The following is a 14,157-nucleotide window of genomic DNA, read 5'->3' on the forward strand; positions in this document are numbered from 1 at the left end:
TACTTACTACATCGAAATTATTAAATAATTAAATGTAGATACAGTGTAAGAATATATAGATTTATTAACATATCTACGTGTGTTGTATACGCATGAGTCCTCGTCAATAGATGTAGGTGTTCATCGTAGATAGGAGGATTACATGAAAAAATGGTTAGCATTAGCAGCGACGGCCGTATTAGGCGCGTCCTTATTGATTAGTGGTTGTGGTTCTTCCACAAATGACGCAAGTTCCAGCAGTGCTGGTAGTTCTAAAGCAGAGGTGTTAAAAGTGGCAGCAAACCCTGTACCTCATGCTGAGATCTTAAATCAAATTAAACCTTTATTGGCTAAGGAAGGTGTAGATCTTCAAATCATTGAATTTACAGACTACATTCAACCAAACATGGCATTATCTAGCCATGAAGTAGATGCAAACTTCTTTGCTAACGTGCCATACCAAAATAACTTTAACAGAGATCATGGCACAAACTTCGTAAGCTTTGCACCAGTTCACATCGAACCATTGGCTATTTACTCTCAAAAAATTAAAGATTTAAAAGATTTGCCAAATGGCGCAAAAGTAGCGATTCCATCTGATCCAACAAACAGTGCTCGTGCACTTCTCTTGTTGCAAAGTGCAGGTCTTGTCACATTGAAAGACCCAACTGGTTTGACTAACACACCATTTGATGTGACTAGCAACCCTAAAAACATCCAAATTACAGAGTTGGAAGCAGCTCAAATTCCTCGTTCCATTCAAGACTTAGACGCAGCTGTAATTAATGCTAACTATGCATTGCCAGCAGGTCTTAATCCTACAAAAGATGGTTTATTCGTAGAAAAAGCGGATTCTCCATATGCAAATCTTCTTTCCGTAAACCCTGGTGATGAAAATAAACCAGCTATTCAAAAATTAGCTAAAGCATTACAATCTCCAGAAGTTAAGAAGTTCATTGAAGAACATTACAAAGGGGCTATTATCCCAGCGTTCTAATTGATTGATCGTTAATAATATATATGTATCTGAAAAATTCCTTCTCATGACAAACTCTATAGATACGAAAAAGGCGTAACACCATTGGTGTTACGCCTTTTTTTAGTTTAAATTAATATGAAAAACCTTTGTTTTTAATTATTCGTTCTATAATTGATGCCGATTTTAATAATTCCTTTTTAATTTTTAGTACTTTTTCAGATGATGTTGTGAATGTTAAAAAGCTAACGCTAAGGGCTGCGACTATTTTTCCATCTTCTCGGATTGGTAGTGCTATACAGCATGCATGATTAGTAATTTCTTCGTTTTCATAAGTAAAACTATTATTATTATGAATATTATTATATAGTTCTATGGGTGTTTTAAGAGTTTGTGCTGTAAATGCTTGAAATGGATTAGAAAATAGTTCTTCTAATTCATTTAAACTTTTATCGAATAATAAAGCTTTACCCAGTGCCGTAGCGTAAGCTGGTAACCTTTTACCGACAGAAGAGATTAACTGGATTGGATTGGTAGTAGAGATTTTTAGTAAATACATAATTTCATTACCAGTTAGAATGCCTAAGTGACAAGTTTCATTACATTCTGTAGATAACCGTTTCATTTGTTCTTGTATTAAATCTAAACTAGTATTATTTGATTCATACATACTACTAATAAATAAAATCTCTTTTCCCATAGTATAAAGTAATGTTTCTTCAGAAAATAAGAGATAATTTTTTTCACATAATGTTTTTAAAATTGGCATTAATGTGCTTTTTGGACAGTTTATTTTGCTTGATATTTGAGATAAACTAAGACCAGACTGATTTTCGGCAACAGTTTCAATTACTTCTATAACTCGTAGCGTTGGATTATGTAATTTCATATTCATATTATCGGGTATTCCTTTTGATAAATAATCTGCTTCTTAATATTTATAATATCTTTTTTTACTTAAAATTTGAATAGATAACATCATCTGAATACAGAATAAAATTAAATAGTAGGGGTTCCATTAGACTAGATAGCATTTCAAATATAGTTAGTTTTGAAATGTTATTTTTTTATTTATAATTATCTGTTCGCATATACGAATAATATTGACATTTACGAACGATGGAGATACTATAAGATTAATAAAGATGATAAATTATGTAAGTTTAATTATTTTAAGGAGACGTTAATATGAATGCAATTCATGTGAATAACTCTGATAATGTAGGAACAGCACTAACTACACTGAATAAAGGAGATAAAGCTTTAGGTGTAGTTATAAAAGAAAATGTTTCTAAAGGACATAAATTTGCAACCGAAGATATTTTAAAAGGGCAGCCAATTATAAAATATGGTGCGCATATAGGCGTTGCGAATCGAAATATTAAATCTGGAGAATGGGTACATATTCATAATATAGATGGAGAAAGAGGTAGAGGTGATTTAGACTCAAAAACAAAAGAAATTAGCCAAAATGGGATTAGAGATCATGTAATACTAAATAATAAAAAAAATTATACTTTATCGGGATTTAGACGACCTGATGGTAGTTTTGGTTTAAGAAATCATGTTTTGATTATTCCAAGCGTACATTGTGCCAATAAAGTGGTTGAACGTATTGCAAATGAGATTAAATATGGTTCTGTTGTAATGAAACCTGATTCAAAAGTAGTTTTTTTTAATCATCAACATGGTTGTAGTGAATTAAGTTATGATGCGAGCCAAACTCAAGATGTATTAGTTGGTTCAGGTACAAATCCGAATGTTTATAGTGTATTAGTAGTTGGATTAGGTTGTGAAGTTGTTCAAGCTAAATCTATAGCAGAACAAATAAAAAAACATACTCCTTATAAAAAGGTTGAGTATTTTAATATACAAGAATGTGGTGGTGTTAATGAGAGTATAAAAAAAGGTGTAACAATTGTAAAAAATATGTTGAATGAAGCTTTACTCATGGAAAGAAGTGAAGGCTGTCTTGCTGATATTGTATTAGGCACAGAGTGTGGGGGTAGTGATAGTTTTTCCGGATTGAGTGCGAATCCAAGTTTAGGTGCTGCCTCCGATATCGTTGTTGGTCATGGTGGAAAGGTTGTCTTGGCAGAAACTACTGAATTAATTGGAGCTGAACATATATTAGCAGAACGGGCTATTAATTCTGAAGTAAAAGAACAAATTTTAGATACTATAAAAGGATTCGAACAAACTGTTATTGATTCACATGCGGATATTAGGGGCGCTAATCCTAGTCCAGGAAATATAGAAGGTGGGTTAAGTAGTATAGAAGAAAAATCTTTAGGTTGTATTTATAAGGCTGGGAATACATCTGTAAATTCAGTAATTGACTATGCAAAACCAATTACTGCTACTGGTTTGACTTTCATGAATACACCGGGAAATGATATAGAACAATTAAGTGGTATGGCAGCTGGTGGTTGTAATATAGTCGTTTTCACTACAGGTAGAGGAACACCAACAGGAAGTCCAATAGTTCCGACAATAAAAGTATCTTCTAATACAGATACTTATGTAAATATGAATGATTCAATTGACTTGGATGCCGGAGTTGTTGTTAGTGGACAAAAAACAATACAAGAAATGGGCGAAGAAATAATAGATTTTATTGTAGAGGTAGGAAATGGAAGAGAAACAAAAGCAGAAATAAATGAACAAAATGATTTTTCTATTTGGCGATTAGCAACAACAGTATAAATTTATTATATTAATTATCTTTAGGAGGTAAGTATCATGGATTTGCAATTAAAAGGTAAAGTTGTTTTAGTTACTGGTGGCGGCAGTGGTATTGGTAGTGGTATTTCTCTTAGACTAGCAGCGGAGGGAGCAATACCAGTTATTTTGGGGCGGTCACCTTTGACAAAAGAATTTACGTCTGAGATGGAGGCTATTACAAATAACTACGAATTCATTCAAATCGATTTAAATGAGGCTGATAAAATTAAATCTATTGTTGATTCTGTAGCTAAAAAATATGGTGGAATTTATGCCGTAGTGAATAATGCAGGTGCAAATGATAATAAAGCAATTGAAGAAACTACATGGCAAGAATTTGAAAAAAGCTTACATGGGAATTTAACACATTATTATGAGTTAGTTAGATCGGCATTACCTTATTTAAAAAAATCTAAAGGGTGTGTATTAAATATTGGATCTAAGACAGCATTAACTGGACAAGGGAGAACTAGCGCATATGCGGCGGCAAAAGGTGCTATTTTAGGTTTGACACGTGAATGGGCAGCAGCCTTTTTACCTTATGGTGTTCGGAGTAATGCGATTGTCGTAAGTGAATGTTGGACACCATTATATGCAAATTGGATTAAGACTTTTGATAATCCAGAAGAAAGAAAAAAAGTTATTACTGATAAAATTCCATTTGAAAGACGTTTTACTACAATTGAAGAGATTGCAAATACTGCAGTTTTTGTAATTTCCTCCCTATCTTCACATACTACAGGTCAATGGATTTATGTTGATGGTGGTTATGTGCATTTGGATCGAGCATTGAGTTAAATGACTTGGCTACAGGAGGTGCATTATGGATACCGATAAAACTAAAAAAGTAAGTGCTAGTAATATTAAATTAGCATTTTGGTTAGTTACTATTTTATTCTTCATGTGGGGTGTTAGTTATGGCTTAATTGATGTAATGAATAAAAACTTTCAAAATCAATTAGGTATTACAAAAGCAACATCTGGATTATTACAAGCTGCATATTTTGGTGGGTATTTTGTAATAGCCACACCAGCTGCTTTAGTGGCAAGAAAATTTGGATTTAAGGGTGGTATTATCATGGGACTGGCGCTCTATGCTATTGGGGCACTATTAATAATTCCAGCTAGTAATGCATACAGTTTCAATATGTTCCTTGGTGCATTTTTCATTCTTGCTTGCGGATTAGGTAGTTTAGAAACAAATGCCAACCCTTATATCACAAAATTAGGTAGTGACAAAGATGCTGCATTCCGTATTAATATTGCACAGATTTTTAATGGTGTGGGTCAATTTTTAGGACCGATTATTGGTGGTGCATTATTTTTATCAGTCACTCATGGTGGTGATGTAGCTGATAATATGCGTAGTGTACAAATGGTATATGTTGGAATTGCTGCAATTATTATTATTATGTTATTACTTTTTGTTTTTAACAAATTACCAGAAGGTTCTGAGGTTTCTGGTTCCACAGATTCATCAGCAGATAATGAAGTAAGTTATGCGAAACTCTTTAGTTACCGTCATTTTAGATTGGGTGCATTATCTCAATTTTTATACATTGCAGCACAAGTTGGTGCAGGTGCCTTCTTCATTAATTACAGTGTAGATCATTGGTCAGAAGTAACTGATTCTCAAGCGGCATTCTTCTTTAGTATTGCTTTAGTTGCATTTATGATTGGTCGTGTTGTTACAACTCCTTTATTAAAGAAGTTTAAACCAGGTTGTATCTTAGGTGTTTATTCTCTTATTAATGTATGCATTATGATATTACTAAACATCTTAACTGGTAGCGTTTCTGTATTCACTCTAATTGCATCTTTCTTCTTTATGTCAATTAGTTTTCCAACTATTTTTGCGCTTTCTATTACAGATATACCAGATGCATTGGTTAAGACAGCCTCTAGTGTACTAATTATGACTATTGTTGGTGGTGCAATCATGCCATATTTTATGGGCCTAGTTGCAGATCATCATAATATTGAAACATCGTTTTTATTATTAATACCATGTTTCTTATTTGTTGCTTGGTATGGATTTTTTGGGAGTTGCCCAAAAGTAATGAAATGAGACTAAATTACTTTACTGGATAATTAAATGTTTATCCTATTCGACGGATAGTCACGTTAAAGGAGACACATGATGCTTGAAATTGTAGATAGTCATTTTCACATTTGGGATTTAAATATATTAAATCTTCCTTGGCTAAATTCTTGCGCAGGGATTATAAAACGAAGCTTTTCAATGGATGATATTGCAAAGGCTTATGGGCAGTATGATTTCAATTTTAAAGGTGGTGTGTATGTAGAGGTAGATTGTGATAACGCAATTCAAGAAGATGATTATATTTTTAAATTGAAAAGCCCATATATTCTAGCTCGTGTAATGAGAGCTAGACATTTATGTGAGCATATGCGATTGCCAATCGGTATTGTTGGTGTAAGAGAACCACTTCATATAGATAGCTCTCCTCGAGGGAGATGTTTAGAACGAAGTTTTATTCAAGGTTTGGAAGTACTAGCTAAACAAGATTTATTATTTGAAAGTTGTAATCGAGTAGATGAATTAGAAGACTTATATAACTCGATTAAGCAAGTCCCAGAGGCTAAAGTAGTAATTAATCATTGTGGTAATGTGAGCACATTAGATGAAAGTTATAAAAAGGCAATAACAAAATTAGCATCACTGCCTAATGTATACTGTAAGATTTCAGGCTTCTCTACTGATAATAAGTTATTTGTAAAAAATCTTTTAGACTTTATTTCTGGAACCTTTGATCACTCAAAACTAATGTATGCATCTAACTATCCTGTAGTTAACTTATATTCATCTTTTGAGGATCATTTAAATTGTGTGCGTGAGTATTTTAATGATGATCTAGATATCTTTAGTAAAAATGCTAAAAAATTATATAAAATTAATCGTCCACAACTTTTTGCATCCGTTATTAAACTACGTCCAGAAAAAGCAGAATATTATAAAAAGTTACATGCGAATCCATTCTCGAGTGTTAATAAAATGATTAGAGAATGTGGTATTACTAATTATAAGATTTGGAATCGTGATGACTTACTATTTTCTATAATGGAATATTGTGGTGATGATTTTGAGTACGATATGGCAAAAATGGCACAAGATCCTGAAACAAATCGTTGGTGGAAAGAAACAGACCCATGCCAAAAACGTATTGATGGTGCATTAAAAAGTGAATGGTGGGCAGATATGGATTTAGTTTATGATTTAAATAAATAGAGGGGAGTATTATATATGAATAGTAAATATTTTTGTCCAATATTAACATCTTTTAATGATGATAGCACTATTAATTATGATGATATGCATTCATTGTATGATCATGTACTTGAAAATGGTATTGATGGAATTTTAGTAGGTGGAAGTGCGGGCGAATTTTATGCCTTAGATTATAATGAAGCTGAGCAATTAATATCAGATGCAGTTCAATATATTAATCATCGTGGAATTGTAATAGCTGGTACAGGCCGTATGAATAGATTAGAAACTATAAATCTATCTAATTTTGCTCTAAAAAAGGGCGCTGATGCAGTTATTATTGTTGGACCATATTATAGTGCATGCAGCCAAGAGGATGTATTCAATTATTTTGATGATATCTTAGGCCATATTTCTGGTAATGTTTATCTCTATAATTATCAAGATCGCACAGGATATGATATATCTGTTAATACTGTATTGCGGTTATTAGAAAAACATAAAAATTTAATTGGTATTAAAGATACACATCCAGTTTCTCGTCATAGTCAGAAATATATTAATGAAATTTTACCTCTATATCCAAACTTTGCAGTATATACTGGTTATGATACTAACTGTGTTCCTGTAGTTATCTCCGGTGGTGCCGGATGTATTGGTGCATTATCTAATGTATATCCTAAATTGTGTCATGATTTAGTTGTTGCTTTGAATGAAGGTAATTTTAATAAAATTGTAGAAATTCAGCGAAAGATTGACACATATGCTTTATTCTATGAAGCGTATACTCCGTTTAACCCACTTATGAAATGGGCTTTGCGTGAGATGGGTTACTCAATCAAAGAAAATTGTAGAGTTCCTATTTCAAAATTAACAGATTCCGTAAAATCTGATTTAGATATGGTTGCCAAAAGACTTTGGAGAAAATGATTCCTAGGAGATGATAATATGAGTAAACGTATAATTCTCAATGAAACTTCATATTTTGGTAAAGGTGCTATTAAAGAGATTATAAATGAACTTCAATCACGACATTTTCAAAAGATTTTAGTTACGACTGGTGAAGATCTTCTTGAATTTGGTGTTGCTACGAAGGTTACAGATTTGCTTCGTGATGCGGGCATTAATTTCGAAGTATATACAGATATTAAGCCAAACCCAACCATTGAAAATATTAAAAATGGTGTTGATGTATGTAAAAGATTTGATGCTCAAGCTATTGTAGCTATTGGCGGAGGTAGTATTATTGATGCTAGTAAAGCTATTGGTATTATAATGACAAACCCAGAATTCTCTGATGTTAGAAGTCTAGAGGGGTTAGCTGAAACTAAAAATAAGTCACTACCTATTATTGCAGTTAGCACTACAGCGGGTACAGCTGCTGAAGTTACTATTAACTACGTTATTACTGATGTTGAGAAAAAGCGTAAATTTGTTTGTGTTGACCCACATGATATTCCTGTAGTTGCGATTGTTGATCCAGATATGTCTGCTTCTATGCCAAAAGGTCTTTGTGCATCAACAGGTATGGATGCTTTAGTTCATGCAATAGAAGGGTATATTACTAAAGGCGCATGGGAATTAACCGATATGCTACATATCAAAGCTATAGAATTAATTGCAAAGTCTTTACGTAAATCTGTAGATGGCGATTATGACGCTAGAGAAGGAATGTCTTTGGCACAGTATATTGCAGGTATGGGGTTCTCTAATGTTGGATTAGGGATTGTGCATTCAATGGCTCATCCACTTAGTGCACTTTATGATGTTCCACATGGCAAGGCGTGTGCAATGATGTTGACTGCTGTATTAAAGTATAATGCTAGTGCTACCGGTAATAAGTATAAAGAAATTGCTAGAGCTTTTGGTGTTCAAAATTTAGAACAAATGAGTAAAGCGGAAGCTGATAGTGCAGCTATTGCGGCAATTCAACAACTAGCTGATGATGTTAATATTCCTAAACATCTTAAGGCTGTTGGCGTTAAGGAAGAGGATTTAGAATTTTTAGCTAAGTCAGCAATGGAGGATGCTTGTACACCAGGTAATCCAAAAGATCCAACACTAAAAGATATAATTAGTATTTATAAGTCTATTATGTAGCATTGGTATTTTTATAGTTGTCTGCACTCCTCCTCTAAAGTTTAGTATTTCTAAATAAAAATAGAGTGGTGAAATCCTATATTTAGGATTTCACCACTCTATTTTTTATTACATAATTAAACTACTAATATTTAGTATATTATGCATTAATTGGCTTAGCATATTTCTTCCGATACGAATGTGGTGTTTCGGTGGTAGCTAGCTTGAATATTTTACAGAAGTAGCTTGTTCTATTATAGCCCAATGTTTTACTAATCTGATTAACCGTTAGTTGCGAATATACCAATAGCTTTTTGGCTTCTTGTATGCGCAATAGTGTTATATATTGCACTACTGAAAGTCCTGTATCATCTTTAAAAATCTTAGAGAAGTAGGACTCGCTTAAATGAATATGTTCCGAAATCCTCCTGAGCGACACGCGTTTGCTCAGGTTTTTTTCTATGTATAGCATGGCTTTTCGGATTTCTGGACAATTAATAGGGCGTTCAGACTCCACAAAGTCTGGCAATTGTTCATAAGGCATTTCTTCGGCTATGGCATCGTTAAATGGGAAGTAGTGTTCTACCAAAATCCGTAAAACCTTTGTAGCGCTGTAAATTTGTTCTGCAGTCAAAACAGGCAAGGTCCGATACAAGGCGCGAAGTTTAGTATCATCATGCCAATCGGTTTGGGTTGGTAAAATCGGCTTAATTGTCGTATCCTCTGTTTTTGTTTGTCCTGCCATGATGAAACCTAAGATGGCACCATCTTTCATGATGGGCACGGAGAAATCTATAAGGCCCATGTGACAGCGATACGGGCAGGATGATAGTTCTTTTGTAGCATCTAGGCCACCATATAAGTCGCATTGATTGCAGCGCTTGGCATAGATTGGATTGCGTCTTACAACCTTGCAAAAAGGAGAAAAGTTATATTCTTGAGATAATACTTTTCCACGATTATTTACAAAAATGGCGGCGATTTTTGTTATGTTTGTGAAATCGCGCATGATTTCATTGATAAGCTTAGTATCTTCGTTCGTACAAATCATAGTACAACCTCCAATCACAAATGTGTTAAGAGGTCTAGTAAGCACACCGCTAAAACAGCTCTACTTGCTCTCTAGCTAAAGTGTCGGCTCTAAACCTGAGAAAAGAGAAAAGTGATATACCACCTAAAATTCATATACCTATAAAATTACGTTATTTCTTGCTTTTACATGTATAAGTATAACAGGATTGTCGTATTTTAGTAATAGAAAAATCGCATTTTACAAATATATATAAAAAAGTTGTATTTAATAATTTTTATAATAAAGATAAGTAAAAGCTTTATATTATTTATGTTTAGAAAGGATTGAGTCCGATGGGTTGTGACTGAATAGCAAGGCATGCTCTATAGCAATATATGGTGTACAGAAGTAGTGTTGCATACATATGAATGGTTAAAGAAATATTTAAAAATATAAAATGGTATATCGCAACATAGTTTTTTGTACATAGATACTTTCATTATACGTATGGAGGGTATTATGGCAACAACATGTGGATTAACTGAATTTGTAGGGACTAGTAAAACTGGTGATACTATAGGTCTCGTAATTGCTAACGTAGATCAACAAGTATTAGATGCGATGAAACTAAAGAAAAAATATCGTTCTATCGGTATTTTAGGTGCTCGTACTGGTGCAGGCCCACACATTATGGCTGCTGATGAAGCGGTAAAAGCAACCAATACTGAAATTGTTAGCATTGAATTACCTCGTGATACTAAAGGTGGCGCAGGCCATGGCTCGTTAATCATCTTTGGTGGTGATGATGTATCCGATGTAAAACGAGCTATTGAAGTAGCGTTAGCTGAAGTGGAACGCACCTTTGGCGATGTATATGCAAACGATGCTGGTCATATTGAACTTCAATATACAGCACGCGCTAGTCATGCAGTAAATGCAGCATTTGGCGCTCCTGAAGGTAAAGCATTTGGCCTTATCGTAGGTGCTCCAGCAGCTATTGGAGTAGTTATGGCCGATGTAGCTGTTAAATCTGCGAATGTTGATGTAATCGGTTATGCATCTCCGTCTGCAGGTACAAGTAATTCTAACGAAGTAATTTTACAGATTTCTGGCGATTCTGGGGCTGTACGACAAGCGGTTATCTCTGCTCGTGAAGTAGGTAAACAATTGCTCGGTACTATGGGTGACGAACCAGTGAACGGAGCCCCTTCCTATATCTAATCTGAAAGGATGGTATGCCCTATGAAATCAAAACGTTTCGAAGTCTTAAGCCAACGTCCTGTCAATCAGGATGGTTATGTAAAGGAATGGGTAGAGGAAGGTTTTATAGCTATGGAATCTCCTCAAGATCCAAAGCCTAGTCTCAAAATCGAAGGCGGCCGCATCGTTGAACTCGATGGTAAACGCCGTGAAGACTTTGATCTTATCGATACATTTATTGCAAATTACGGTATTGTTCTCGACGGTGCTCAACAAGCGATGGCAATGGATTCAAAAGACATTGCTAATATGATGCTTACACCTTCAGTACCTCGTGAAGAAATCGTTAAGATTTGTAAATCTATTACTCCCGCAAAAATGCTAGAAGTTGTTTCTTCTATGAACGTTGTTGAGATGATGCAATGTATGCAAAAAATGCGTGCTCGTCGCACAATGGCTAACCAAGCCCATGTAACAAATGTAAACGATAACCCAGTACAAATTGCAGCCGATGCTGCGGAAGGTGCACTTCGTGGGTTTGCGGAAGAAGAAACAACAGTTGCAGTTGCTCGTTATGCACCACTTAATGCGATTAGCTTACTCGTAGGCTCTCAATGTGGTCGACCAGGCGTATTGACTCAATGCTCCTTGGAAGAAGCAACAGAATTAGAACTTGGTATGCGCGGTTTCACAGCTTATGCAGAAACCATTTCCGTATATGGTACAGAAGATGTATTTACCGATGGTGATGACACACCTTGGTCTAAAGGCTTCTTAGCATCTGCTTATGCATCTCGTGGTCTTAAAATGCGCTTTACTTCTGGTACAGGCTCTGAAGTACAAATGGGCCAAGCAGAAGGTAAATCCATGTTGTACCTTGAAATCCGCTGCCTATACATTACAAAAGGCGCCGGCGTACAAGGTATTCAAAATGGTTCTGTAAGCTGTATCGGCATTCCAGCAGCCGTACCTTCTGGTATTCGCGCTGTATTGGCAGAAAACCTTGTAGCAGCTATGCTCGACCTAGAATGTGCATCTAGTAATGACCAAACATTCAGTCACTCTGACTTGCGTAGAACAGCACGTACATTGATGCAATTTGCACCTGGTACTGACTTCATCTGCTCTGGTTATAGTTCTACACCAAACTATGACAATATGTTCGCTGGTTCTAACTGGGATGCAGAGGACTATGATGACTGGACAGTTATCCAACGTGACCTCAAGGTAAATGGCGGTCTTATCCCTGCTCGTGAAGAAGAAGTAGTGGCGGTTCGTAATAAAGCAGCTCGTGCACTTCAAGCCTTGTTTAAAGCATTGGGCTTGCCTCCAATTACAGATCAAGAGGTAGAGGCTGCTACCTATGCAAATGGCTCTAAAGACATGCCTCCTCGCGATAAGGTCGCAGATATTAAAGCGGCTCAAGATTTGTTAAACCGTGGTGTTACAGGCGTCGACTTCGTAAAAGGCTTAGCTAAAGAAGGTCACCCTGATGTAGCACAAAGTGTTTTGAATTTATTGAAACAAAAAATCTCCGGTGATTACTTACAAACATCGGCCATCTTTGACCGTGATTTCAACGTTATCTCCGCGATTAACAATAGAAATGACTATCAAGGTGTTGGCACAGGGTATCGTGTGGAAGGTGAAGATTGGGAACGTATTAAAGATATTCCAAACGCCATTGATCCACGGGATATATAAGGAGGTGTCATGATGGCTGAAATTAACAGAGATGTATTACGCTCTATTATCCTAGACGTTTTACAAGAAATGGGCGGCGTTCATGAGGCGCCACAATTCAAGACTAATATTGGTGAAAGTACAGCACCAAGTGCAGCACCTAGACATGAAGACCCAACTGGCGATGATAGCTGGCTTCAAACAGGTGGTCCTGCACAACCTGGTACAAGCGCAGACGAAGTAGTCATTGCAGTAGGACCGGCTTTTGGTCGTAGTCAACGACAAACTATCGTTGGTGTACCGCATCAAGAAGTAATTCGCCAAGTAGTAGCAGGTATTGAAGAAGAAGGGCTTAAAGCTCGCGTAATTCGCGTATACCGTTCCTCTGATGTAGCGGCTGTAGCCGTTGAAGGTGATTCAATTTCTGGTTCCGGCGTATGCATCGGTATTCAATCTAAAGGTACAACCTTGATTCACCAACGGGATTTACAACCACTTTCAAACTTGGAATTATTCCCTCAAGCACCGCTATTAACAGCTGAAACATACCGTGCTATCGGTAAAAATGCTGCTAAGTACGCTAAGGGCGAATCCCCAACACCAGTACCAACCTTGAACGATCAAATGGCTCGTCCAAAATACCAAGCATTATCTGCATTGCTTCACATTAAAGAAACGAAGCATGTAGTCAAAGGTAAGCCAGCTGATGAAGTTCGCGTCACTGTATAAGGAGGTTTACTATGGCTAACGAATTAGAAGCCTTAATTCGGCAGATCGTATCTGAAATAGAAGGGGCAAAAGGCAGTACAACACAGTACTCTACGCCTCATACACCATCTACAACTAATACAGTAGATAGAGTGGTTACAATCGAAGACTATCCGATTGCTAAAAAACATCCAGAATGGATTGACCTTGGTCAAGGTCGTAACTTGAGCCATATTACGATGGAAAACGTTATGGCAGGTCATATCACAATGGATGATTTGAAAATTTCTCCATCCATTTTGAAAGCCCAAGGTCAAATTGCCAAGGCTGGTGGTCGTGATCAAATTGAACTCAACTTCTCTCGCGCTGCAGAAATGACGAAGGTAAGTGATAAACGTTTACTTGAAATGTACAATGCACTTCGTCCATATCGTTCTTCCAAACAAGAACTGTTAGATATTGCTAGCGAACTTGATGGTTTAGGGGCTCCGATTTGTGCAAACTTTGTACGAGAAGCTGCAGAAAATTACGAACGTCGTAAAAAACTGAAAGGTGATAATTAACCTA

Annotated in this window: 13 protein-coding genes; 11 read left to right on the top strand and 2 right to left on the bottom strand. The window is 35.8% G+C overall.

Annotation, left to right across the window (positions count from 1 at the left end):
- Positions 1-142 precede the first annotated feature (142 nt).
- Positions 143-976 (top strand): MetQ/NlpA family ABC transporter substrate-binding protein, encoded by an 834-nt coding sequence (locus HMPREF0874_RS05725; RefSeq protein WP_008602315.1) that lies wholly within the window; start codon positions 143-145, stop codon positions 974-976.
- Positions 977-1,088: 112 nt separating this feature from the next.
- Here the strand turns inward: HMPREF0874_RS05725 and HMPREF0874_RS05730 are convergent, their stop codons facing one another.
- Entirely contained in the window at positions 1,089-1,850 is a 762-nt protein-coding gene (locus HMPREF0874_RS05730; RefSeq protein ID WP_008602316.1) for an IclR family transcriptional regulator, read from the bottom strand.
- Between the two features lie 293 nt (positions 1,851-2,143).
- Between HMPREF0874_RS05730 and HMPREF0874_RS05735 the strand changes: the two genes are divergently transcribed.
- From HMPREF0874_RS05735 to fucO, 6 genes are all read left to right on the top strand, one after another.
- Positions 2,144-3,661, top strand: a complete 1,518-nt coding sequence (locus HMPREF0874_RS05735) for a UxaA family hydrolase (protein ID WP_008602317.1) — start codon at positions 2,144-2,146, stop codon at positions 3,659-3,661.
- Positions 3,662-3,697: 36 nt separating this feature from the next.
- Positions 3,698-4,477 carry an SDR family oxidoreductase gene (locus HMPREF0874_RS05740; RefSeq protein WP_008602318.1) on the top strand — a complete coding sequence of 260 codons (780 nt, stop codon included), beginning with the start codon at positions 3,698-3,700 and terminating at the stop codon, positions 4,475-4,477.
- Between the two features lie 25 nt (positions 4,478-4,502).
- Positions 4,503-5,747 carry an L-fucose:H+ symporter permease gene (fucP, locus tag HMPREF0874_RS05745; RefSeq protein WP_024062134.1) on the top strand — a complete coding sequence of 415 codons (1,245 nt, stop codon included), beginning with the start codon at positions 4,503-4,505 and terminating at the stop codon, positions 5,745-5,747.
- A gap of 72 nt (positions 5,748-5,819) precedes the next feature.
- Positions 5,820-6,929, top strand: a complete 1,110-nt coding sequence (locus HMPREF0874_RS05750) for an L-rhamnose mutarotase (RefSeq protein WP_008602320.1) — start codon at positions 5,820-5,822, stop codon at positions 6,927-6,929.
- Positions 6,930-6,944: 15 nt separating this feature from the next.
- Positions 6,945-7,838, top strand: coding sequence for a dihydrodipicolinate synthase family protein (locus tag HMPREF0874_RS05755; RefSeq protein WP_008602321.1), 894 nt, complete (start codon positions 6,945-6,947; stop codon positions 7,836-7,838).
- 18 nt (positions 7,839-7,856) lie between these two features.
- Positions 7,857-9,008, top strand: a complete 1,152-nt coding sequence (gene fucO, locus HMPREF0874_RS05760) for a lactaldehyde reductase (RefSeq protein WP_008602322.1) — start codon at positions 7,857-7,859, stop codon at positions 9,006-9,008.
- A 139-nt stretch (positions 9,009-9,147) separates the two neighbouring features.
- On the opposite strand, the gene HMPREF0874_RS05765 is transcribed toward fucO, so the two are convergent.
- A complete protein-coding gene (locus HMPREF0874_RS05765) occupies positions 9,148-10,038 on the bottom strand; it encodes a PocR ligand-binding domain-containing protein (protein ID WP_008602323.1) in 891 nt (296 codons plus the stop codon).
- A 480-nt stretch (positions 10,039-10,518) separates the two neighbouring features.
- Here HMPREF0874_RS05765 and pduB point away from each other — a divergent pair, with 480 nt between their 5' ends.
- The 4 genes from pduB to HMPREF0874_RS05785 are packed head-to-tail and all read left to right on the top strand — an operon-like array spanning position 10,519 to position 14,153.
- The gene (pduB, locus tag HMPREF0874_RS05770; RefSeq protein ID WP_038124004.1) at positions 10,519-11,220 is read left to right on the top strand and encodes a propanediol utilization microcompartment protein PduB; all 702 of its coding nucleotides are present in this window, start codon (positions 10,519-10,521) and stop codon (positions 11,218-11,220) included.
- A 21-nt stretch (positions 11,221-11,241) separates the two neighbouring features.
- Positions 11,242-12,903, top strand: coding sequence for a propanediol/glycerol family dehydratase large subunit (locus tag HMPREF0874_RS05775; protein ID WP_008602325.1), 1,662 nt, complete (start codon positions 11,242-11,244; stop codon positions 12,901-12,903).
- A gap of 9 nt (positions 12,904-12,912) precedes the next feature.
- Positions 12,913-13,611, top strand: a complete 699-nt coding sequence (locus HMPREF0874_RS05780; RefSeq protein WP_008602326.1) for a propanediol/glycerol family dehydratase medium subunit — start codon at positions 12,913-12,915, stop codon at positions 13,609-13,611.
- Between the two features lie 11 nt (positions 13,612-13,622).
- Positions 13,623-14,153, top strand: coding sequence for a diol dehydratase small subunit (locus HMPREF0874_RS05785; protein ID WP_008602327.1), 531 nt, complete (start codon positions 13,623-13,625; stop codon positions 14,151-14,153).
- Positions 14,154-14,157: the final 4 nt, after the last annotated feature.

The sequence above is a fragment of the Veillonella sp. 6_1_27 genome, assembly GCF_000163735.1.
Lineage (GTDB): Bacteria > Bacillota > Negativicutes > Veillonellales > Veillonellaceae > Veillonella > Veillonella parvula_A.